Source organism: Paramagnetospirillum sp. (assembly GCF_058402745.1).
Genome location: NZ_JBZVFI010000012.1, coordinates 42,896 through 66,357, shown reverse-complemented (window position 1 = coordinate 66,357; position 23,462 = coordinate 42,896). Strand labels below are relative to the sequence as shown.

The following is a 23,462-nucleotide window of genomic DNA, read 5'->3' as shown; positions in this document are numbered from 1 at the left end:
ATCCGAAATTCATAGGAATACGCGGCCTTGCCGGTATGACCGGCCTTGCCCGCGTTCCCTTTTCGTGGCGGAATGACGATGGATGGAACTGGCGGGAAGATGGGCATGAAGAAGGCGAAGCCTCCGGTGGTGCGGCTGCTGGCCGACGATGTGGAAAGCATCAAGGAGGCCATTGGCAGCCATCTGCTCTACACGGTGGGCAAGGAACCGGTGAACGCCACGGCGCGCGACTGGTTCATGGCCGCCGCCCACGCGGTGCGCGACCGGGTGACCGAGCACTGGATGCCCACCCTCAACCGCTATTACCGCGAGGACTCCAAGCGGGTCTACTACCTGTCCATGGAGTTCCTGATCGGCCGCACCCTGGTCAACAGCCTGATCAATCTGGGGCTCTACGACACGGTGCGCCAGGCCATCGCCGAACTGGGCCAGGATTTCGACGAACTGGCCGCCTGGGAGGTGGAAGCCGCGCTCGGCAATGGCGGCCTGGGCCGTCTGGCCGCCTGCCTGCTGGATTCCATGGCCACCATCGGGGTGGCGGGTTTCGGCTACGGCATCCGCTACGATTACGGCATGTTCACCCAGCACGTGGAGAACGGCTGGCAGGTGGAAAGCCCGGAGAACTGGCTGCGTTACGGCAATCCCTGGGAATTCCCCCGTCCCGGCGTCATCTTCCCCGTCCGCTTCGGCGGTCGTGTCATTCATTTCCGGGACGTCTTGGGCCATACCCGCTCGCAATGGGTGGATGCCGAGGAAGTCATGGCCATGGCCTTCGACGTGCCGGTTCCCGGCTTCGGCGGCAAGGTGGTCAACAACCTGCGCCTGTGGTCGGCCAAGTCGACCCGCGAGTTCGACCTGAAATACTTCAACGCCGGCAATTACATCGAGGCGGTGCGGGACAAGAACGAGTCCGAGACCCTGTCCAAGGTGCTCTACCCCTCCGACATGACCGACCGGGGCAAGGAGCTGCGCTTCAAGCAGGAATACTTCTTCGTCGCGGCTTCCATCCAGGACATCCTGGCCCGCTTCCGGAAAAGCCATTCCGACTGGACCCTGCTGCCCGACAAGGTGGCCATCCAGCTGAACGACACCCATCCCGCCCTGGTGGTGGCCGAGCTGATGCGGGTACTGGTGGACGAGCACCAGATCGAATGGTCCAAGGCCTGGGACCTGGTGCGGGGCTGCTGCGCCTACACCAACCACACCCTGCTGCCCGAGGCGCTGGAGACCTGGTCCATCGACCTGTTCGAGCGGGTGCTGCCCCGCCACCTGGAGATCGTCTATACCCTCAACCATGAATTCCTGCAAAGCGTCCGCTATCGCCATCCCGGTGATTCCGAGCTGCTGCGCCGCGTCTCGCTGATCGCCGAGGGAGGCGAGCGCCGGGTGCGCATGGGCCATCTGGCGGTGATCGGCAGCCACAAGGTCAACGGTGTCGCCGCCATCCATACCGGCCTGATGAAGAGCACCATCTTCTCGGACTTCGAACACCTCAGCCCGGGCAAGATCACCAACAAGACCAACGGCGTGACGCCGAGGCGCTGGCTGCTGGCCGCCAATCCGGCGCTGTCGGCGCTGATCACCTCCAAGATCGGCGACGGCTGGGTCACCGACCTCGACCAGTTGCGCAAGCTGGAGCCCCTGGCCGACGACCCGGCCTTCCGCCGGGCCTTCGCCGACGTCAAGCGGGCCAACAAGGAGCGCCTGGCCTCCATGCTGTCGCTTCGCCTCGGCGTCGAGGTGGACGTGGATTCCCTGTTCGACGTCCAGGTCAAGCGTATCCACGAATACAAGCGGCAACTGCTCAACATCCTGCACGTCATCACCCGCTATGGGCGCATCCGCACCAACCCGCTGCTCAATCCGGTGCCGCGCACCGTGATCATCGGCGGCAAGGCGGCGCCCGGCTACCACGTGGCCAAGCTGATCATCAAGCTGGTCAACGACGTGGCCGAGGTGATCAACAACGATCCCCTGGTGGGCGGCAAGCTGAAGCTGGTCTTCGTGCCCAATTACAACGTGTCCACCGCCGAACTGGTGATGCCCGCCGCCGACCTGTCGGAACAGATCTCCACCGCCGGCACCGAGGCCTCGGGCACCGGCAACATGAAGATGAGCATGAACGGGGCGCTGACCATCGGCACCTGGGACGGCGCCAACGTGGAAATCTGCGAGGAGGTGGGCGAGGAAAACATGTTCCTGTTCGGCCTCTCGGCCCAGGAAGTGGCGCGCCGTCGGGTGGACGGCCATGACGCCGTGGCGGCGGTGAAGGCCGATCCCGACCTTTCCTGGGCGCTGGAGATGATCGCCTCGGGCTTCTTCTCGCCCGACCAGCCCGACCGCTTCCACCAGTTGGTGGACATTCTGACCACGGGGGGCGATCACTACCTGCTGTCGGCGGACTTCCCGCTCTACATGGCGGCGCAGGAGCGCGTCGATCAGACCTACCGCGATCCCGAGGAATGGACGCGCAAGGCCATCCTCAACGTGGCGCGCATGGGCAAGTTCTCGTCCGACCGCACGGTGGCCGAGTACGCCAGGGAAATCTGGGGCGCGCTGTAGACGGTGGCGGAATGCGGCCGGGACGGCCGCGCTCCACGCAGACATCAAGGAGCGCGGGCATCCTGCCCGCGATCAACCGCCTGCCGATCATAAACCGTCCGCCGATAGAACGGGCTCTTCCTGTCATCCCGAGCCTTGGCGAGGGATCTTTCACGCGGTGGCGGCCACCGCTTCGGGTTGAAAGATCCTTAGCGGACGGTCCAGAAGGAATTGTCGGGTTGCGGCTGCGCCGCGACCAGATCGCGGACCCGTTCCATGACCGCGGAATTGGCGGCCTGCCCCTTGGCGGGGGATGGCGGCTCCGCCACGGCGGGGGCCGGGGCGGGCGGGGCCGCCGGAGAAACGGGAGCCGGAGCCTTGGCGGCGCGGGGGGAAGGCGCGGCCTTGGGGGCCTGATCCTTGGGATAGGTGTACTCCACCGACCGGAGCGGCGTGACCTCCAGCGAGGTGGCGGGCTTGGCGCGGCTGAGGTTGTCCACCTCCAGGCGGCCCATGGCGGTCAGCAATTCGTAGGACGCCTGGTACATGTCGTAATAGGCGCCGGTATAGTTGATCCGCGCGTCGTTGATGCGGGTCTCCTCGTCCAGCACCTCGGTGACGGTGGCCTTTCCCGCCTCGCGCTTCTTCATGGTGGCGGCCCAGACCTCCTCGGCCAGGATCGCGGCGTTTTCCAAAAGGTCGAGGCGCTGGCGGGCGGTCTGCAGCTTGTGCCAGGCGGTACGGGCCTGTTCGGCGATCTTGCGGCTGGTGTGGAAGCGGGTGTCCTTGCTGGCCCCGTGGTCCCACGAGGCCTGGGCCACGGTGGCGTCGGTCTTGAAGCCGGAGAACAGCTCCCAGCTGGCCACCAGCATCAGCGACCAGTCGCGGCGGACGCCGACGGTGGCGTTCTTGCCGTGCTCGTAATTGGCCTTGCCCACCAGGTCGAGGGTGGGCCAATAGCCGGCTTCGGCGATGTTGCGCTTGTCGTTGGTCAGGTCGATGGCGCTGGTGGCCGATTCCAGGCTGGGATTGTCCTTCTCCGCCACTTCCAGCGACTGGTCGATGGTGGCGGGAATCAGGTCCATGGGCAGGGGCGGATCGGACAGCGCCGCCACGTCGGGGGCATGGCCGAACACCTGGGTGTATTTGGCGACGGCGGTATGGAAGTCGCCCTCGTACTTCACCCGGCGTTCCTTGGCCACCTGCAGCCGCTGCTTGGCTGACAGGACGTCCGAGGCGATGCCCGAGCCCTTCTGGACGCGCTCGTCCTCCAGGTTCTGCTGTTCGGCCAGCTTGCGTTCGTTTTCCCGCGACAGGGCCACCAGCTTGGTGTTGCGCATGACGTCGAGATAGGCGATGGCGCCTTCCAGCAGGGCGGCCTGACGGGTGCTGCGCAGATCGGATTCGGAAATGCGCCGGCTGGTCTTGGCCGAGTCCACCGCTGAATCGGTGGCGAAGCCGTCGAAGATCTTCTGGGTGACGGTGATGCCCGAGGTGTTGCGCTTGTCCAGGAAGGCCTTGCCCTGGGTGCCGCGACGGTCGGGGCTGTCGATGTATTCGTGGCCCTGGTCGCCGGAGAGCTTCACCGTGGGCAGGTATCCCGAGCGGGCGCCGCGGATGCCTTCCTCGGCCGAGTTGACGCCCTTCATCTTGGCCTGGATCTGCGGATGGTTGGCGACGAGGTCGCGCATCTCCTCTTCCAGGGTTCCGGCGGAAACCGGTGTCCAGCAGGCGGCCAGGATGGTGCCGAGCACGGCCCAGCGCTTGAACGTAACCGACCGAATGACAGGTTCCCCCAGGAAATGCACGTGACTGGTCCCCAATCTACGGCTCTGATATACACCGAATTATCTAGCTTGTGAATCGCCTTGAGCGCGACGGGCATCAATATCGGGTGGTGGCATGGCCGGCTTGGATGTGGAAGACGAGCGTTTCCTGGCGCGGCTGGCGGAGCGGTTGCCCAATGATGCCGAGGTCCTGTCGCGTCTGGCCGCGCTGCGTGTCCGCCAAGGCGCGCTGGATGCGGCCCGCACCCTGGCCGAGCGGGCGGTGGAACTGGCTCCGGGGCTGGCCGAGGCCCATGCCGCCCTCGGGCTGGTGCAGGCGCGGAGCCGGCAGACCGCCGAGGCGCGCGCCAGCCTGGAGCGGGCGGTGCAGTTGAATGCCGGTCTGGGGGCGGCCTGGATGTATCTGGGCGAGGTGCTGGCCCAGAATCCGGAGCAGGCCCAACCGGCGGTTGAGGCACTGCGCCGGGCCTGCGGACTGATGCCGCGCGATCCCCGGCCGCTGAACGCCCTGGCCGGAGTGCTGATGGGGCTGAGGCGCCACGAGGACGCCGTCGGCGTCTATCGCGCCGCCACGGCGCTGGCCGCCGATCCCAGCCCGGCCGACATGCTGAACAACATGGGCGTGGCGCTCGAGCGCCTGGAGCGGCGCGAGGAGGCGGTGGCGATGATCCGCTCGGCCGCCATGATCCGCCCGGATTCTCCGGCCATCCACGACAACCTGGGCAACGCCCTGCTGGGCACGGCGCGGGCCGAGGAGGCCGAGGCCTGCCATCGCAAGGCCCTGGCGCTGGGGGCCAAGGGGGCGGAGACCTGGAGCAACCTGGGCAATTCGCTGCACCGCCAGGGGCGGCTGGAGGAAGCGGACGCGGCCTATCGGCGCGCCATCCAGATCAATCCCAATGGGGCCAAGTTCCATACCAATCTGGCGCTCAACCTCCTGCTTTCGGGCCGCATGGAGGAGGGGTGGCGGGAATACGAATGGCGCTGGCGCGACCATCCCAACCTGCCCCCCTATCTGCTCGAGCGCGCCTGGACCGGCGAGCCGCTGCCGCCGGACCTTCCCGCCGGCGGCACCCTGCTGCTCCAGGCGGAGCAGGGATACGGCGACACGCTGCAATTCGTCCGCTACGTCCCGCTGCTCAAGGCGCGGGGCGTCACCCGGGTGGTGCTGGCCTGCCAGCCCGAACTGATCCGCCTGATGGAGACCGCCCCCGGCCTGGACACGGTGGTGGGAGAGGCGGGGCCCTTGCCGCCCTTCGACCGGGCGCTGACGCTGTTGTCGCTGCCCGGCGTGCTGGCCGGCCTGCCGGCGCCCCAGGACATCCCCTATCTCTCGGTTCCCAAGGGGGTGCGGGCGCGACTGCCCGGTGGCCCGGCCGGGACTCTCAAGGTGGGGCTGGCCTGGGCCGGGCGGCCCACCCACGGTGATGACTGGAACCGCTCGATTCCCGCCTTCATGCTCGATCCCATTCTCGACGTGCCCGGAATCACCTTCTATTCCCTCCAGCGGGGCGCGGTGGCTCCCCGCCTCGGGCGGCCGCCGGCGGAGCGGCTGGTCGAGGCCGCCGATCTCTGCGCCGATTTCTGCGATACCGCCGCCATGCTCCAGGGCCTGGATCTGGTCATTTCGGTGGATACCGCCGTGGTCCATCTGGCCGGAGCCCTGGGCAAGCCCGTCTGGATGCTGCTGCCCGCCGTTCCCGATTTCCGCTGGCGCATGGAGGGAGAGGCGACCGAATGGTATCCGGCGTTCCGCCTGTTCCGCCGCCAGGCCCGGCAGGGGTGGGAGAAGCCCATCGCCCGCCTTGCCGACGCCCTGCGCGCCCGAGTGGCGGGCGGGCAGTCCGCCTGAGATCACCCCGCAATCATTGATTGCTGATCATGTCGGCGTGATCCGACGTGAATGGCTGCGCCATGGGTTGTTGCGTTAAGCGCGTAAAGTGCTTGATGTATACAATCTCAGCATGCAATCTATCGTCATGCATCCGTTGCGTTGTTAATGTCCATTGATATGGACGTGTAATACGTGTGCGGAGCCGTGGTGACAGGATTGGATCGGGCACGAATGGCATGACTCGGGTGCGCAGGCCCAGGGACCCTACCGAGCTGTCGGCGGCGGAGTGGGTCCGCCAGCAATTGATCGACGACATCGTCGCCGGCCGGCTGCGGCCGGGCGAGAAGCTGTGCGAGGTGAAGATCGCCACGCGGCTGGGCTGTTCGCGCACGCCCGTGCGCGAGGCGTTCCGGCATCTCGGCGCCCTGGGCCTGGCCAATTTCGAGAAGAACCGCGGCGGCAACGTGGTGCGGCTGGAACGCGCCACCATGCTGGAACTGTTCGAGGCGCTGGCCGAGATCGCCGCCGCCTGCGCCGGTCTTGCCGCCACCCGCTCCGACTCCCTGCGGCGGGGCCTGGGCGGGGGGGACATGGAGCGGGCGGCGGTGCCGGCGGGAGCGGGCGGCGAGGAGGACCTTTTCTCCGTCCTGTTCCGCCTGTGCGGCAACCGCCTGCTGGCCGAGGCCGGAGGGGCCATCCGCTGCCGTCTGCTGCCCTATTGGCGGCTGCTGGGGCCGGAATCCGACGTCTGGCCCGTCATCGGGGCCGGGCGGCAGGCCGAGGCGATTCGGGCCATCCAGGCCGGCGAGGCGCGGACGGCGCGGCGCGCCATGCGGGCCTTCGTCATGGCGGCCGGCGAACTGGCCAGCCGGGGATTGCCGCCGACCACCCTGCCTTGACCGGAACGCTGGGGAAAGGCCCCCATTGCGTCGCCTTGCCACCGTGCCCATGTCTTTTGCTGGGCGAGCATTGGCATGAAAGGTCCCCGGAGTGGCAAGGATCCGGGCCGTGCCCGACGACACGGCGTTGCGCAAGAGCGAGGAGCGCTTCCGGCGGGTGGTCGAGGCCGCTCCCAATGCCATGGTGATGGTCAATGCCGCCGGGCTGATCGAGATGGTCAATGCCCAGGCGGAACGGGTGTTCGGCTATTCCCGCGAGGAGATGCTGGGCCGATCGGTGGAGATGCTGGTCCCCGAGCGCTTCCGCCGGGATCATCCCAACCTGCGCGCCACCTTCAACGCCGATCCCCGCTCGCGGCCCATGGGCGCCGGGCGCGACCTCAACGCCCGGCGCAAGGACGGCAGTGAATTCCCGGTGGAGATCGGCCTCAACCCCATCGATACCGAGGACGGCCCCATGGTGCTGTCGGCCATCGTCGACATCTCGGACCGCAAGCAGAAGGAGGAGAGGATCAGGGCCGCGCTGCGCGAGAAGGAGATCCTGCTGGGCGAGATCCATCACCGGGTCAAGAACAACCTCCAGATCGTCGACAGCCTGCTGGACCTGCAATTGTCCAAGCTGGACGATCCCCTGGTGGCGGGCATGTTGCGCGACAGCCAGAGCCGCATCCGCTCCATGGTGCTCATCCACCAGACCCTGTACCAGTCCAAGGATTTCGCCCGGGTCGATTTCGCGGCGTTCCTGGATTCCCTGATTCCCACCCTGGTGGCCTCTTACGGGCTGGATTCCAACCGCATCGCCCTGTCCCTCGAGGTCGGCAACGTGCAGTTGCCGCTCAGTACCGCCATCCCCTGCGGCCTGATCGTCAACGAACTGGTGACCAACGTCTTCAAGCACGCCTTTCCCGATGGCCGGCGGGGCGGAATCCGGGTCAGTCTGGCCAATGGCGAGAACGACCGGGTGGAGCTCGGGGTCGCCGACGACGGCATCGGGCTGCCGCCCGGGCTGGACGTGGAGAACACCACCACGCTGGGACTGCAGCTGGTCTGCCTGCTCGCCGACCAGCTGGGGGGAGTGATCCGGATCGAGCGGGCCGCGCCCACCCGGTTCGGCCTGAGTTTTCCCATCCAACGGTGAGGGAAAGGACCCTGCCATGTCGGCGATCAGGATCATGGTGGTCGAGGACGAGCGGATCGTGGCGCTGCATCTGCGGCACCAATTGCTCAAGCTCGGCTACGACGTGGTGTTCATCGCCTCGTCCGGCGAGCAGGTGCTGCGGCAGATCGATGCCCTGCGGCCCGACGTGATCCTGATGGACATCCACATCGAAGGCGACCTGGACGGCATCGAGACGGTGGCCCGCCTGCCGGCCGAGCTTCACATCCCGGTGATCTACCTGACCGCCTATTCCGAGGAGGCCATCCTGGCCCGGGCGCGGGCCACCAAGCCGTTCGGCTTCCTCTTGAAGCCGTTCTCCGAACGCGAGCTGCACGCCACCATCCAGATGGCGCTGGAGCGCCGCAACGTGGAAGAGGCGCTGCGCGACAGCGAGGAGCATCTGACCCTGGCGCTCGACGCCGCCGGCATGGGGGCCTGGGAGGTGGACGCCCAGTCGCGCCGCATCGTCCGCGCCGGCCATATCGAGCGGGTGTTCGGCTGCGCCGGCCAGGGCTTCGGCGGCAGCCTCGACCGCTTTCTCGACCATGTGGTCGAGGATGACCGGGTGGTGCTGGCCAGGGCCTACGAGCGCCTGCTGAAGGAGATCGCTCCCCTTCAGGTGGAGTTCCGCGGCATCCGCCCCGACGGCACCGTCCGCTGGCTGCGCGCCCAGGGCAAGGCCATCCCGCCCCGGGCCGAGCGGCCCCAGCGCATCATCGGCGTGCTGCAGGACGTCAGCGACCACAAGGCGGCCGAGGACCGTCAGCGCCAGGCGCTGACGGTGTTCGAGGCCACCCGCGACGGATTGCTGATCCTCGACCCCTTGCTGCGGGTGGTGACCGTCAATCCCGGCTATTGCGCCATCACCGGCTTCGACGAGGCGGAGCTGCTGGGGCGTCGCCCCCACATGCTCGAGGTGGGCGCGCAACCCGCCGACCTTCACGACGAGATCATGGAGGCCCTGCGGTAAGGCGGGCGCTGGCGCGGCGAGATCGCGGCGCGGCGGCGCGACGGCGAGCTTCTGCCGCTCCTGATGAACATCGCCGCCGTGCGCAGCGAACACGACAGCGTCGCCCATTACGTGGCGGCCTTCACCGACCTGACGGCCATCCGCGCCGCCGAGGAACGGCTGCAGCATCTGGCCCATTACGATCCCCTCACCGACCTGCCCAACCGGCTGCTGGCCGGCGACCGGCTGGACCACGCCATGGAGCGCTGCCGCCGCGACCGCAAGTCCCTGGCGGTGCTGTTCGTGGACCTGGACTATTTCAAGCGCATCAACGACACCCTGGGCCACAGCGTCGGCGACACGGTGCTGAAGACCGTGGCCCAGCGCATGCGGAACGCGGTCCGCGCCGAGGATACCGTGGCGCGGCTGGGCGGCGACGAGTTCATGGTGATTCTGGAGCAGGCGGACAATCCCGACGACATCGCCGCCGTGGCCATGAAGATCCGCGCGGCGGTGACCCAGCCCTTCATCCTCGACGGCCGCGAACTGGCGACCTCGGCCAGCATCGGCATCAGCCTGTTCCCCGAGGACGGCCAGACGCGCGAAGCCGTGGTCCAGGCCGCCGACACCGCCATGTATGCCGCCAAGGAGACCGGGCGCAACGGCTATGCCTTCTACACGCGGGAAATGACCGAACGGGTGTTCCAGGCGGCCGCGTCCGACAGCGACGTGCGGCGCGCCCTGGCCGCCGACGAGCTGGCACTGTTCTACCAGCCGCAGATCGCCCTGGAATCCGGCGCGGTCGAGGGTGTCGAGGCGCTGATCCGCTGGCGGCATCCCGAGAAGGGGCTGCTGGGACCGGCCGAGATCATTCCCGCCGCCGAACGGGGCGGCTTCATCGTCGATATCGGCGATTGGGTGGTGGCCGAGGCCTGCCGCCAGATCAGCCAGTGGCGCCGGAACGGTCTGCCGTTCTTCCGGGTGGCGGTCAACGCCTCGGCCCAGCAGATGCGCAACGGGCGATTGCTGCGGGCGGTGCGGACGGCCCTGGCCGAAACCGGAATCCCGCCGGAAGCCCTGGAAATCGAGATCACCGAAAGCATGCTGCAGAACGAGGACGAGTGCATCGCCACCCTGCACGCCCTGAAGCAGCTGGGCGTGACGCTCGCCATCGACGATTTCGGCACCGGCTATTCCTGTCTCAGCTCGCTCAAGAGCCTGCCCATCCAGCGCCTGAAGATCGACCGCGCCTTCATCGAAGGTATCCCCGAGGATGTCAACGACGTGGCCATCGCCGAGGCCATCGTCGCCATGGCCCACCGGCTGCGGCTGTCCGTGGTGGCCGAAGGGGTGGAGACCGAGGCGCACATGGCGTTTCTCCGCGCCGTGGGCTGCGAGGGGGTGCAGGGCTTCTTCCACGCCCGCCCCATGCCCGCCGACGAGGTGCCGGCTTTCGTCACCGGGCGCGGGGCGTAAATCCCTCTTCCCTTGCGGGGGACCGCCGGGCCATCATTGCGGCTCGCCGACGCCCGTGCGCCGATCCAAGGGGGAGATCATGAACCATCCGCAATCCCGTCCGTGCCTGGAAACAGGCATTTCAGATCGCGGTATGGGCGACAATTCCGGAGAGGCGCCCACCATCGCCATCCGCCTCAAGATGTTCAACAGCCTGTCGCCCTATGCCGGCGGCAGCGCGCCGCTCGCCATGCAGGTCCCGGCCGGAACGGTGATCGGCGATCTGGTCCGCCGCTTCGGCGTGCCCGTCGACGAGATCTTCCTGGTCCTGGTCAACGGCAGGGACGTCACCCGCCAGCTGGGGGCGCCGGTCAACCTGGAGCGCGAACTGGACGACGGCGACGAGGTGGCCCTGTCCGGTCCGGTGCCCTATTCCTGGGGCTACGGCGCGCCCATCGTCTGATCACCCGCCGCCCCGTTGGAATGCCCGGTCCCAGGCGGCGAGGAAAGCCGCCCCGTCACCTTCGGCAAAGGTGAAGGCGATGCGCAGGCGGGGCAGGCGGACCACCGCCGAAAGGACCAGCGGCTCGATCTCGTCCACCGTGACGGTGACGCCGCCCTCGATGGCCAGGGTGCGCCGGTCGGTCCAGTCATAGGCGCGGCCGCGCAGGGCCAGCGGCAGGTGGCGGCGGAATTCGTCCAGCGCCATGGAGGCGACGCGCTCGGTGCTCATCCCCCTCCGATCGGCGGCCAGATGCTCACCACGTCGCCTTCGGCCAGCCGGGTGGTGGCCCTGGCGTCGGGCGGCACGAAATTGCCGTTCTTCAGCACCAGATGGCAGTCCTTTTCCGACAGGTCGAAACGGGCGATCAGGGCGGCGATGTCCGAGCCTTCGGGAACCTCCACCGGGGTGGCGTTGGCCACCGAGCCCGGCGGCAGGTATCGGCCCAGCAGGGCGAACAGCTTCAGCGTCACCCGCGCCACCGGTCAGACTCCCTGCTCGCACGCCACATAGGCCTCGGCAATGCGCGACGGATCGCGCTTCAGGCGCCCGATCCACGCGCCCAGCCGCACCTTGGTCTGGATCAGGCCATGGATGATGCCGATTTCGTTGGTCATGCCCACCGTGTTGGCTCCGATCAGCCGGTCCTCGAAGAACTCCAGGCGAAGATAGCGGAAGCGCTCCTCGTCCACCATGCGCGCCTGCTCGCCGCCTTCGCGGCCCGACCATTGCCCGAAGGAGCAGGAAATCAGCCCCATTGTCTCCAGGGTGTTCATGGCGAGCGAACCGGGAAACTCGGTGGGGGTGCCGCTCATGTTCAGCGCCGCGACGCGGCCGTGCTCCACCGCCGTGGGCTGGATGGCGTGGACCTCTTTCAGGCCGGTGCAGCAGTTGAAGCCCTGGGCCACGTCGCCCGCCGCCCAGATGCCCTCGATGTTGGTGCGCAGATGCTGATCGACGACGATGCCGTCCTCCACCGCGATGCCCGAGCCGTCGAGAAAGGCGGTGTTGGTCCTGACCCCGGTGCCGACGATGACCAGATCGGCCTCGGCCGTCCTGCCGGAATCCAGCGTCACCCTCAGGCCGGATTCAATCCGTTCGATGGCGGCGGGGCGGCCGGCGGTCAGCACCTCGACGCCCTTGGCCCGGCACCAGCGCATGATCATGGCCCCGGCGGTCTCGTCCATCATGGAACGGACCATGCGCCCCGACGCGCCGCAGCTCACCGTGACCCTGGCACCGCGCTGCACCAGGGATTGCAGGATGATGCACGACACGAAGCCGGCGCCCAGCAGCAGCACCCGGCAGCCGGGTTTCAGGTGGGGATCGATGCGGCGCAGATCCTCCAGCGTCCAGCAGGAATGGACCCCCGGCAGATCGAGGCCGGGAACGCGCGGCCGGGACGGCGAGGAGCCGGTGGCGATCAAAAGGGCGTCGTAGGCCAGTTCGCCGCCGCCGGCCAGGCGCACCCGCCGCAGGGCGGGCTCGACCGCCGTCACCCGGTCGTGCAGGGGCGTGATGCCCAGCGCCTGGTAATGGTTCGGGTCCTTGCGCAGCCAGGTGCCGGCCTCGTCGATCCTGCCGGCTATGGCATAGGGAATGGCCATGCGGGCATAGGGCGGGCCGGGCTCGCCGCAGACCAGGGTGATGGAGCCCTGGGAATCCTGATGGCGCAGGGTCTCGGCGGCGACCACTCCGGCCGGGCCGCCACCGACGATGACGTAGCGACGAGCCATGGCTCCCCCCTTCCTTGGCGTTCCGATGTCACCCTGAGCGGAGCGAAGGGCCTTTCAGGCAATGATGGTAGCTGAAAGATGCTTCGCGTTGCTCAGCATGACAGTGTTGTTCACGTATGCAGCGTCTGGACGAATCCGGCCATGAAGCGGGCCGGATCGGCCAGCAGTTTCTCCTTCATGGCGCCCAGGCGGCGCTTGCTCTGGATCAGGCCGCGCAGCGCCCCCACATGGTCGGTGGTGCCCACCGCCTGGGCGCCGATCACCACGTCGCTGGCCCCGTCGAATTCCAGGCGGAGATAGCGGAAGCCCGCTTCGTCCACCAGCCGGGCGCAATCGCCGCCATTGCCCTGCCAGGCGCCGAACGAACAGGTGATCAGGCCCAGCGTGTCCAGCACGTTCATGTTGAGCGAGCCGTGATAGGCCTGGTCGTTCCCGGTCATGTTGTGGGCGGCGACGCGGCCATGGGCGGCGGCGGTGATCTGGATGGCGTGGACATGGGCCTCGCCGCTGATGAAGTCGCGGCCCTGGGCCACGTCGCCCGCCGCATAGACGTCGGCCAAGCTGGTGCGCATGTGGTCGTTGACCAGGATGCCGTGATCGAGATCGATGCCGGAACCGGCCAGAACCTCGGTGTTGGAGCGCACGCCGGCCGAGATGACCACCAGATGGGCGGGCAGGCTGGAGCCGTCCGACAATTCCACCACCAGGGAATCGCGGGCCTCGGCGGCGGGGCTGGCCGCCTTGGCGATGCGGCGGATGGCGGTGCCGGTCAGCACCCGCACGCCCTTGGCCTCGCACCAGCGCTTGAGCATGGCGCCCGCCACCTCGTCCATCATGCGCGGCACCATGCGGTCGCCCATTTCCACCACGGTCAGGCTGACCTGACGCAGCGCCAGGGCCTCCAGCACGATGGTGCCGACGAAGCCGGCCCCCAGCAGCACCACGTGGGAGCCGGGCACCGCCAGGGCGGTGATGCGCCTTGCGTCGGCCAGGGTCCAGCAGGTGTGGATGCCGGGCAGGTCCAGCCCCTCGATATCGGGCCGCAGCGGCCTTGCGCCCAGCGCCAGCAGCAGGCGGTCATAGGCGAGCGTCTCGCCGTTTTCCAGGGCGATGCGCTTGGCGTCGGGGTCCAGGCCGGTCATCCGCCGCCCCGGCATCAGGGTGATGCCCAGGCGCTCGTAGTGATTGGGGCCCTTGCGCAGGTAAGTCCCCTCCTCGCCGACCTTGCCGGTCAGCAGATAGGGGATGGCCATGCGGGAATAGGGGGGCTCGGGCTCGTCGCCCACCAGGGTGATGGCCGCCCCCGGGTCCAGTTCGCGGATGGTCTCGGCCGCCGTGACCCCCGCGGGGCCGGCGCCGACGATGACGTGATGCATGGCCAAGTCCCAAATAATGAACGGTGTCTGATTTCGTCCCACCCCAGCCCCTCCCCACGAGGGGGAGGGGCCTCCTTCAAGGGAGGCGGGTCGGATCAGGCCAGATGCAGGCGCTTCAGGGTGTCGGCGGTGGGTACGCCATCGGGCGTCCAGCCGCGCAGCTGGTAGTATTCGGGCAGCATCTTGTCCAGCCCCGAGGCCAGCCCCTTGGCCGGGCCGGTCTTGGCCGCGTCCTTCAAGAGGCGCTTGGGCAGGGTGTCGTCCGCCGCCGTCATGCCGGCCGCCAGGTTGAACTGGCGCTCCAGCGTCCAGATGCGCTCGCCCACCTCCAGCAGGACCTCCGGCGTCCATTCGCCCTCGCAGGCGGCGTCCAGCTGGGGCGCCAGGTTCTCCAGGCTCCAGGCGAAGGTGGTGAAGATGCAGATACCCGACGCGTCGAAGGCCGCCGTGGCGTCCTGGAACGCCTTGACCAGGGCCGCCTTGCCGTCGGTGGCCAGGGGGTCGGTCTTGAAGGGAATGCCCAGCACTTCCGACGCCACGGTGTAGGAGCGCAGGTGACAGGCGCCGCGATTGGAGGTGGCGTAGGTCAGGCCCATGCCCTGGATGCCGCGCGGGTCGTAGGCGGGGAATTCCTGGCTCTTGACCGTCATGGACAGGTCCGGATGGCCGTATTTGGCGGTGAGCCGCCGCGAGCCCAGGCCCAGCTCCAGGCCGAAGCCCTCGCCCTTGCCGGTCAGCTCGGCCGCCCTGACCAGGGCCTCGGCCGAGCCGAACTTCAGGTCGATGCCGCCGGTCTGCTCCTTGGTCAGCACGCCCATCTCGTACAGCTCCATGGCCGCCGCCAGGGTCGAGCCGAAGGAGATGGGGTCGATGCCGTGCTCGTTGCACATGTAGTTGGCGAAGGTGCAGGCCTCGATGTCGTCCACGCCGCAGGCCGAGCCCAGCGCCCAGGCCGCCTCGTATTCCAGGCCGCCCGAGGGCTCCTTGTACTGGGGCCTGGACGCGATGGAGAAGTGGCCGGGGTCCATGCGCGAGATACGGCCGCAGGCGATGGTGCAGCCGAAACAGGCGCCGTTGGTGGCCAGGTTGGTCTTGCCGTCGGTGAGGCGCGGCTCGTGCATGGCCTCGGCCGAGATCTTGTGGGCGCCCTCGAACTGCACGTCGCGGGAATTGCGCGTCGGCATGGCGCCCATCTCGTTGATGACGTTCATCAGCACCTGGGTGCCGTATTTGGGCAGACCCTGGCCGGTGACGGCGTTGTCGGCCAGCACCTTCTTCTGCTCCATGGTGACCTTGATGAAGCGGTCGGGGTCCTTGACGGTGACGCCCCTGGTGCCGCGCACCGCGATGGCCTTCAGGTTCTTGGAGCCCATCACCGCGCCGACGCCGGAACGCCCGGCGGCGCGGTGCAGGTCGTTGACGATGCAGGCGTAGAGCACGCCCTTCTCGCCGGCGGCGCCGATGGAGGCGACACGCAGCATGGGGTCCTGGTGCCGGGCCTTCAGGCCGTTCTCGGTCTCCCACACCGTCTTGCCCCAGAAGTCCGAGGCGTCGCGGATTTCCACATTCTCGTTCTCGACGGAGAGATAGACGGGTTTGGGCGACTTGCCCTCGACGATGATCATGTCCCAGCCGGCGTTCTTCAGCTCGTTGCCGAAGAAGCCGCCGGAATTGGAGCAGGCGATGCACCCCGTGAGCGGCCCCTTGGTCACCACCGAATAGCGCCCGCCGGTCGACGCGGCGGTCCCCGTGAGCGGCCCCGTGGTGAAGATCAGCTTGTTGGCGGGCGACAGGGGATCGACCTTGGGATCGACCTCCTCGGTGAAATACTTGGTGGCCAGCCCTCGCTGCCCCAGGTATTGCCGCGTCCAGTCGCGGTTCAGTTCCTCGGCCTTGACGGTGCCCTTGGAAAGATCGACGCGGAGAAACTTGCCGGTCCAGCTCATGTCTCGTTCCTTCCGATCAGGCGTGGGCGTGCGACTGGGTGTCGGTCTTCACCGCCCAGGCGCGCATCTTGTCGTAGCCGGTCTGCTCGGCGTCCACATAGGTGATCGCCCCGGTGGGACAGGCCTTGGCGCAGGCGGGATCGCCGCCGCACAGATCGCACTTGGCCACCTTGCCGCTGTCGGCCACGTAGTTGATGGTCCCGAAGGGGCAGGCGATGGTGCAGACCTTGCAGCCCACGCAGGTGTTGTCGTTGACCACCTTGGCCTTGGTGACGGCATCGATCCTGATGGCGTCCACCGGACAGGCCTGCAGGCACCAGGCCTGGGCGCACTGGGTGCAGGTATAGGGGACGAAGCGCGCCTCGGAATGAATGTCGAAGACGCGGATGCGCGACCGGGAGGGATTGAAGCTCCGCTCCTTCTCGAACGAGCACGCCATCTCGCACTGGCGGCAGCCGGTGCACTTGGCCGGTTGAATGAGCAATGATTTCTGCATCCGACGACTCCCCTTCGGAGCGCCCCGGCGGGGGCGCGCGGCGGAACGGATCAGGGAGGCGGCACCGGCCGCGGCGGCGTGCCGCCCGTCGGGCCGTGCCCTGCCGTTTCTGGACTTTTCAACCCAGGATACTTTAGCACGGGGGCGGTCCAGAGGGTATCAAAGAAAGGTATGACGCGGAATAACGCTATTTCTCGGGAGCGGTTCGGGGAAAATGCATAAATTTGCATTTTCTCGCGCGGCGTGTGCCGATGCGGCCGGCCCGCCGCTGTTACAGGCGGCGGGCCGGCCTTGCCGGGGTCAGGCGGCGATTCGGGTCAGGGTCGCGTCCAGGCGGTCCTGGGTGGCGGTGTCCATGGCGAACTGGAACCGGGTGGAGTTGTTCTCCGTTCCGACGATGCGGGCCTTCACCGGGACATTGTCGATGGTGATCTCCACCTGGGTTCCGACGGACTGGGGCAGCGAGGTCTCGATGCGGCAACCGTCGTGGGAGACGTCCACCATGGTGACGGTGGCGCGCGGCGCTCCCCCCGCCTGGACCAGGATGGGGGTCCGGCACTGGCGGCGCTGGCTGTGGCGGCGGTCGCCGGCGGTCTTGATGGCGCTGAGGAAGTCCCGCACTTCCGCTGCCAGCTGATCCGACTGGCGCGACAATTCGTCGGCGCTGCCCAGCAGCTGGTGGGCGGCGCCGCCGGTGGTGGCGGCGCCCTCGTTGACCAGGGTGATGGAGGAGGTGACCTCGCGGGTGCCGCTGGAGGCCTGCTGGACGTTGCGGGCGATCTCGCCGGTGGCGGCGGTCTGCTCCTCCACCGCCGTGGCGATGGCCGAGGCGCTTTCGGTGATGCTGGAGATGGTGTGGCCGATGCCGCCGATGGCGGACACCGCGTCCTTGGTCACCGCCTGCACCGAATTGATCTGGGCGACGATGTCGTCGGTGGCCTTGGCGGTCTGGTTGGCGAGGTTCTTCACCTCGTTGGCCACCACGGCGAAGCCTTTTCCGGCGTCACCGGCCCTGGCCGCCTCGATGGTGGCGTTGAGCGCCAGCAGGTTGGTCTGCGACGCGATGTCGTTGATCAGGGTCACCACCTCGCCGATGCGGCTGGTGGCCTGCGACAGCGACAGGACGATGCCGTTGACGCGCTCGGCCTCCTCGGCGGCGCGGCGCGAGATCTCGGTGGAGGTGGCGACCTGGCGGGCGATCTCCTGCTCGGAAGCCGCCAGCTGCTCGGCGGCGGCGGCCACGGTCTCCACGTTGACCGAGGCCTGCTCGGCGGCGGCGGCCACCACCGTGGACTGGCGCGAGGTGTCCTCGGCCACCGTGGTCATGGACTGGGCGGAATCGCGCAGCTGATGGGCCGTGGCGGTGACGCTCTGCAGCACGGCGAAGACGCTGGTGTTGAAATCGGCGGTCAGGCGCTCGATGGCCTCCTGGCGGCGGTTGCGGGCGGCCTGCTCGGCGGCCTGGGCGGCTTCCAGGCGCTGGCGGGCCTGGCCGTTCTCCTTGAAGATTTCCAGGGCCCGGATCATCTCGCCGATCTCGTCCTCGCGGTTGGTGTGGCGGATTTCCACCGCCAGATTGCCGTCGGCCAGCTCGCGCATGGCGGAAATGCTGCGCTTGAGCGGCAGGGCCAGGTTGCGCTTGGCGATGATCCAGCTGACGACGATGGTCAGCAGGCCCACCAGGACCGTGGCGATCACCATGGACAGCAGGGTGCGGTTGGCGGCGGTCAGGAACTCGGCCTTCTTGATGCCCACGTAGAGCACGCCGATGACGTTGCCGCCGGAATCGAGGATGGGGTCGTAGGCGGTCATGTAGGGTTCGCCCAGAATCTCCACCTCGCCGCGGAAGGGGGTCTTCTTGTTGAACACCGAATCATAGGCGGCGGTCTTGGCCAGCTGGGTGCCCACGGCGCGGGTTCCATCGGGCTTGATGACGTTGGTGGTGACGCGGGTGTCGCCCATGAACACCGTGGCGGTGCCGCCCACCAGCGCCTTGACCTTGTCCACCACCTCGAAATTGCCGTTCAGCACGTGATCGCCGGCCAGAATCTTGCCGTCGGCGATGGAGAAGGTGGCGCCCTTGGCCTTCAGCGCGTCCCAGGCGACCTTGATGTTGGTGTCCACCCGCTCGCGCGCCGCGTCGGCGGCGCTGGCATGCAGCAGGGTCCGGCTCAGGAGCGTGACGCTCACCCCCAGAAGCAGGACACCGGACACGGCCAGGGCCATGATGCGGGGGACGATCCCCATGGTGGCGATGCGGCGGCGAAACGAAACGAGCATGGGTCGTACACCTTAGGTATTGTTCGTAACAATGCCTACGGATACATGATGCTGCGGTGCGGCGCCACCCTGCAAATTATCAAAACATACGGCGAAATGTTGCGTGGCCACGCAAAAAGGGCTTGCGCTTTCGCACAAGCCCTTGCGTGTCTCCCCGAGGGGCGCCTGATCTATTGCGCCGCTTCCGGCTTGGCGTCGCTGAGGCCGTGGGCGGGCTGCTGCGGCCCGTGGGAGGGCATGACGCTGATCAGCGAGGCCACCAGCGCCGCCAGGAACGGCATGGCCTGCACCACCAGGGTCAGCGACCAGATGCGCACGTCCGGATCGGTGAAGTTGTTCCTGGGGATCAGCACGGCGATGGCCGCCACATAATGCAGCAGGGCCAGGGTGGCTTCCTCGGACGCCATCAGGAAACCCTGGGTGAAGGCCGCCTTGTTGGCCATCTTGGGGGTGCGCATGAAGGGCGTCGACTTGGTGAAGATGCCCTGCCACATGGCCCAGGCGATGGAATAGGTCAGTCCCATGCCGGCGATGGCCGCCAGCCCCCGGCGCTTGAAGCCGCAATCCACCCGGGTGGTGTAGAGGAAGAAGTGGTGGAAGATCTTCGCCACGAACACGCCGACGGTGGGCAGGGTGAAGAAGGGCAGGGGCGTGCTGAAATAGCGCGGCGCCACGATCATGCCCAGCGACCAGGCCAGCGAGGCGATGGCGAACAGCAGATAGAAGGCGTCGGCGAACCACGGCAGCCAGCCGGCGACGAAGTGGTACTTCTGGCCGGTGGTCAGGCCCGTCTTCTTGAAGGGAATCAGCGAGCGCCAGTGGGCCTTCAGGATCTGCACCGCGCCATAGGCCCAGCGGAAGCGCTGCTTCTTGTAGGCCATGAAGGAATCCGGCACCAGGCCGTGGCCCAGGCGGTCCTGGACGTAGACCGAGGAATAGCCCGCCTTCATCATGCGCAGGCCCAGCTCGGCGTCCTCGACGATGCACCACTCGCCCCAGCGCCCGGCATCCTCCAGCGTCTTCTTGCGCACCAGGGTCATGGTGCCGTGCTGGATGATGGCGTCGGCCTCGTTGCGGAACACCATGCCGATGTCGAAGAAGCCGGCGTATTCCCAGTTGATCATTTCCTTGAACAGGTCGTGTTCCCATTCGCGGTGATCCTGGGGCGCCTGGACGTGGCCGACCTTGGGGTCCTCGAAATAGGGCACCAGGCCTCTCAGCCAGTTCTTGTCGACGATGTAGTCGGAATCCACCACGCCGATGATCTCGGCCTCGGGGTCGGTGACGGTGAGGCCGAAGTTCAGGGCGCCCGCCTTGGCGCCGGGCCAGGGGGCCAGATGGTAGAACTTCACGCGCTCGCCCAGGGACTTGCAGTACTCCTCGACCGGGCGCCAGACCTCCTCCTTCTTGGTGTTGTTGTCCAACACGATGATCTCGAAGTCGGGGTAATCGAGCGCCATCAGCGAGTCGATGGTCAGCTTCACCATGGCCGGCGGCTCGTTGTAGCACGGCAGGTGGATGGAGACCTTGGGGAAGCGCTTGATGTGATCGGGCGGTAGCGCCGTGAAGCGGCGCTTGAACTTGCTGGCCCAGGTGAGTTCCGTCACCTCGATGCCGGCGATCAGCACCACGATCAGCAGCAACAGCTGGGCGGGCAGCATCAGCCCCAGCATCAGTCCGGTGCCGGGCGACACGTCGCGGATGACCGGGGTGGACATGGTCCAGATCAACAGGGTCGAGGCGAACTGCACCAGCAGGGCGAAGAAGATCTTGCCCGGCAGGCGCAGCGTCTTCCACTTGCCCAGGAACCAGACGACGGGCAGCAGGGCGATCAGGGTGGCGGTGATGGCCTGGACCGGCCATTCCTCGAATTCCAGCACCGGATTGATCCAGCTGAACTTGGGCTTGCGGTCGACGGTGTAGATGCCCCAGTGCTTTTCCGACGCCGTGTTGTCCAGGTTCACCTTCCAGGGCTGGTCGAAGGCCTCGACGATGTTGTAGTCGAGCTTCTCCTCGTGCGCCCAGTTGACGAAGTTGCGCAGGAACATGGCCTGGTTGATCAGCGACGGCTCGGAGACGCCGTAATTGCGTCCCGCGCTCGGCCAGCCGACCTCGCCGATGAAGATGGGCTTGTCGGGATACTGGGCCTTGACGTCCCTGACCATGCGCTTGGTGAAGTCCATGGCGTTGTCGATGTGGACGCCGCCGGGCTCCCAGAAGGGCAGGGTGTGGATGGTGAGGAAATCCACCTCGCGCGCCAGTTCGGGATAGTCCAGCCAGATGGCCCAGGCCTCGGCGGTGCTGATCTTCACCCGCTCGGGCAGCAGGGCGCGCACCTTGCGCAGATAGCGGATCATCTGCTCGGGGCTCAGGCGGTGGAGCGTCAGGTTCTCGTTGCCGATGATCACCCGGTCGATGTTGGGATTGTCGCGCACCATCCGGACGATGTTGGCGATCTCCACCTCGTTGCGGCCCAGGCGCTCGTCGAGCCAGGCGCCGGGCAGGGCCTTCAGCCCGTATTTGGCGGCCAGTTCAGGCACCTGATCCAGGCCTTCCAGGGTGGAATAGGTGCGCACCATGTGGACCTTGCCGGCCAGCATGGCCAGGTCCTCGTCCATCTCCTTGCGGGTGGGCAGCAGCCACTCGTCCATGTAGGGCAGCTTGCGGACGATGGTGGGGTCGTCGTCGGCGCGCCCCGGGCTGAACGATACGGAGTTGAGGGTGCCGGACCAGGGCAGGCCGCTTTGCGGACGATTCATCATCGCCCAGAAACCGAGATTGCCCAGAACGATCAGGAGCAGAACCACGAAGCCGGAAAGACGCATGATGCGCGAGATACCCGTATCGAGTTGCGGGGACGCCCGTCCGTCCTGGCCCGATTTCCGTCCTCACGGCGCGACCCATCGCCCACGCGGGAGCGTCAGGAGGGGAGCGGTCGAGGTGGAGCGGTCGCGGCGGAAGGCCGTTCGAATCCCTTGAATACCATCTGGATTATTAGCCCAGAGGTCGCGCTCTGTCCATGGGGGTGACGGAGGCGAAAAGCTGGGGCGTGCATTGCGTTCCGGCCATGCCGCGCCCGAAGCGCCGTCATCCTGAGCGCAGCGAAGGATCTTTCACGCGCCTGCGGCTGAAAGATGCTTCGCTGGCGCTCAGCATGACAATCCCTGGGTCAGGCGCGGCCGAAGACCCGCTTGAAAATGGTGTCCACGTGCTTGGTGTGGTAGCCGAGGTCGAACAGCTCTTCCAGGGTCTTGGCGGGAATCTTGGCCGAAACCTCGGCATCGGCCTTGAGCAGGTCGAGGAAGTTGGCGGATTCGAGCCAGACCTTCATGGCGTTGCGCTGGACGGCCTTGTAGGAATCCTCGCGGCTCATCCCCGCCTGGGTCAGCGCCAGCAGGACGCGCTGCGAGAACACCAGCCCGCCCAGCTGGTTGAGGTTCTTCTCGATGGCGTCGGGATAGACCACCAGCTTCTCGATCACGCCGGCCAGGCGGTTCAGGGCGAAGTCCAGGGTGACGGTGGCATCGGGGCCGATCATGCGCTCCACCGAGGAGTGGGAGATGTCGCGCTCGTGCCACAGCGCCACGTTCTCCATGGCCGGGATCACCATGCCGCGCACGATGCGGGCGAGACCCGTCAGGTTCTCGGTCAGCACCGGGTTGCGCTTGTGCGGCATGGCCGAGCTGCCCTTCTGGCCCGGCGAGAAGTACTCCTCGGCCTCGCGCACCTCGGTGCGCTGCAGGTGGCGGATCTCGATGGCCAGATGCTCCACCGAGCTGGCGATGACGCCCAGCGTGGCGAAGAACTGGGCGTGGCGGTCGCGCGGAATCACCTGGGTGGAGACCGGCTCGGGCTTCAGGCCCAGCTTGGCCGCCACGTGTTCCTCGACCCGGGGGTCGATGTTGGCGAAGGTGCCCACCGCGCCCGAGATGGCGCAGGTGGCGATGTCCTCGCGCGCCGATTTCAGCCGTCGGCGGTTCCTCTGGAACTCGGCGTGGAAGGTGGCGAATTTCAGGCCCATGGTCACCGGCTCGGCATGGATGCCGTGGGAACGCCCCATGCACACCACGTCCTTCAGCTCGAAGGCCCGCTTCTCCAGCGCGTTCAGCACCCGGTCGAGATCGGCGATCAGGATGTCGGCGGCCTGGGTCAGCTGCACGTTGAGGCAGGTGTCCAGCACGTCCGACGAGGTCATGCCCTGGTGGACGAAGCGGGATTCGGGGCCGATATGCTCGGCCAGCTCGGTGAGGAAGGCGATCACGTCGTGCTTGGTCTCGGCCTCGATCTCGTCGATGCGGCGCGAGCGCTCGGGGGTGTAGGGAATGTCGCCCTTCTCCCAGATGGTCCTGGCGGAAGCCTTGGGGATCACCCCGATCTCGGCCAGGGCGTCGCAGGCGTGGGCCTCGATCTCGAACCAGATGCGGAAGCGGTTCTCCGGCTCCCAGATCCTGGTCATTTCGGCGCGGGAATAGCGGGGGATCATGGCGGCCTGGCCTCCTCAA

At 67.3% G+C, this 23,462-nt stretch carries 17 protein-coding genes; 7 read left to right on the top strand and 10 right to left on the bottom strand.

All coding sequences use genetic code 11. The features are described from left to right. Positions 1–105 precede the first annotated feature (105 nt). Positions 106–2,562, top strand: a complete 2,457-nt coding sequence (locus tag ACV4UZ_RS09690; RefSeq protein ID WP_491600666.1) for a glycogen/starch/alpha-glucan phosphorylase — start codon at positions 106–108, stop codon at positions 2,560–2,562. Between the two features lie 188 nt (positions 2,563–2,750). Here the strand turns inward: ACV4UZ_RS09690 and ACV4UZ_RS09685 are convergent, their stop codons facing one another. Beyond that, a complete protein-coding gene (locus tag ACV4UZ_RS09685) occupies positions 2,751–4,295 on the bottom strand; it encodes a TolC family outer membrane protein (protein ID WP_491600665.1) in 1,545 nt (514 codons plus the stop codon). A gap of 148 nt (positions 4,296–4,443) precedes the next feature. Here ACV4UZ_RS09685 and ACV4UZ_RS09680 point away from each other — a divergent pair, with 148 nt between their 5' ends. The 6 genes from ACV4UZ_RS09680 to ACV4UZ_RS09655 all read left to right on the top strand — a co-directional run bounded on the left by ACV4UZ_RS09680 (position 4,444) and on the right by ACV4UZ_RS09655 (position 11,087). Next, on the top strand, positions 4,444–6,180 hold the full coding sequence (locus tag ACV4UZ_RS09680; RefSeq protein WP_491600664.1) for a tetratricopeptide repeat protein: 1,737 nt from the start codon (positions 4,444–4,446) through the stop codon (positions 6,178–6,180). 218 nt (positions 6,181–6,398) lie between these two features. Next, a complete protein-coding gene (locus ACV4UZ_RS09675; RefSeq protein ID WP_491600663.1) occupies positions 6,399–7,061 on the top strand; it encodes a GntR family transcriptional regulator in 663 nt (220 codons plus the stop codon). 109 nt (positions 7,062–7,170) lie between these two features. Beyond that, entirely contained in the window at positions 7,171–8,199 is a 1,029-nt protein-coding gene (locus ACV4UZ_RS09670; RefSeq protein WP_491600662.1) for a sensor histidine kinase, read from the top strand. Positions 8,200–8,215: 16 nt separating this feature from the next. Continuing rightward, positions 8,216–9,190, top strand: a complete 975-nt coding sequence (locus ACV4UZ_RS09665) for a response regulator (RefSeq protein WP_491600661.1) — start codon at positions 8,216–8,218, stop codon at positions 9,188–9,190. Between the two features lie 63 nt (positions 9,191–9,253). Then, on the top strand, positions 9,254–10,645 hold the full coding sequence (locus ACV4UZ_RS09660) for a putative bifunctional diguanylate cyclase/phosphodiesterase (RefSeq protein WP_491600660.1): 1,392 nt from the start codon (positions 9,254–9,256) through the stop codon (positions 10,643–10,645). Between the two features lie 133 nt (positions 10,646–10,778). Next, the gene (locus ACV4UZ_RS09655; protein ID WP_491600659.1) at positions 10,779–11,087 is read left to right on the top strand and encodes a MoaD/ThiS family protein; all 309 of its coding nucleotides are present in this window, start codon (positions 10,779–10,781) and stop codon (positions 11,085–11,087) included. Here ACV4UZ_RS09655 and ACV4UZ_RS09650 read toward each other — a convergent pair whose 3' ends face one another. From ACV4UZ_RS09650 to purB, 9 genes are all read right to left on the bottom strand, one after another. After that, positions 11,088–11,357: a hypothetical protein gene (locus ACV4UZ_RS09650; RefSeq protein ID WP_491600658.1), complete on the bottom strand. Its 270-nt coding sequence runs from the start codon at positions 11,355–11,357 to the stop codon at positions 11,088–11,090. It abuts the gene before it with no gap. Further along, entirely contained in the window at positions 11,354–11,608 is a 255-nt protein-coding gene (gene thiS, locus ACV4UZ_RS09645; RefSeq protein WP_491600657.1) for a sulfur carrier protein ThiS, read from the bottom strand. Before thiS ends, ACV4UZ_RS09650 begins: the two co-directional genes overlap by 4 nt. A 3-nt stretch (positions 11,609–11,611) precedes the next feature. Further along, on the bottom strand, positions 11,612–12,862 hold the full coding sequence (locus ACV4UZ_RS09640; RefSeq protein WP_491600656.1) for an NAD(P)/FAD-dependent oxidoreductase: 1,251 nt from the start codon (positions 12,860–12,862) through the stop codon (positions 11,612–11,614). A 110-nt stretch (positions 12,863–12,972) separates the two neighbouring features. Then, positions 12,973–14,238, bottom strand: a complete 1,266-nt coding sequence (locus ACV4UZ_RS09635) for an NAD(P)/FAD-dependent oxidoreductase (RefSeq protein ID WP_491600655.1) — start codon at positions 14,236–14,238, stop codon at positions 12,973–12,975. A 95-nt stretch (positions 14,239–14,333) separates the two neighbouring features. Continuing rightward, the gene (locus ACV4UZ_RS09630; RefSeq protein WP_491600654.1) at positions 14,334–16,184 is read right to left on the bottom strand and encodes an aldehyde ferredoxin oxidoreductase family protein; all 1,851 of its coding nucleotides are present in this window, start codon (positions 16,182–16,184) and stop codon (positions 14,334–14,336) included. A gap of 16 nt (positions 16,185–16,200) precedes the next feature. Then, positions 16,201–16,680 carry a 4Fe-4S dicluster domain-containing protein gene (locus ACV4UZ_RS09625; RefSeq protein ID WP_491600653.1) on the bottom strand — a complete coding sequence of 160 codons (480 nt, stop codon included), beginning with the start codon at positions 16,678–16,680 and terminating at the stop codon, positions 16,201–16,203. A 300-nt stretch (positions 16,681–16,980) separates the two neighbouring features. Then, positions 16,981–18,960 (bottom strand): methyl-accepting chemotaxis protein, encoded by a 1,980-nt coding sequence (locus ACV4UZ_RS09620; RefSeq protein ID WP_491600652.1) that lies wholly within the window; start codon positions 18,958–18,960, stop codon positions 16,981–16,983. Between the two features lie 170 nt (positions 18,961–19,130). Continuing rightward, positions 19,131–21,785, bottom strand: a complete 2,655-nt coding sequence (locus ACV4UZ_RS09615) for a glycosyltransferase (RefSeq protein ID WP_491600651.1) — start codon at positions 21,783–21,785, stop codon at positions 19,131–19,133. Positions 21,786–22,129: 344 nt separating this feature from the next. Beyond that, positions 22,130–23,443: an adenylosuccinate lyase gene (purB, locus tag ACV4UZ_RS09610; protein ID WP_491600650.1), complete on the bottom strand. Its 1,314-nt coding sequence runs from the start codon at positions 23,441–23,443 to the stop codon at positions 22,130–22,132. Between the last annotated feature and the right edge of the window lie 19 nt (positions 23,444–23,462).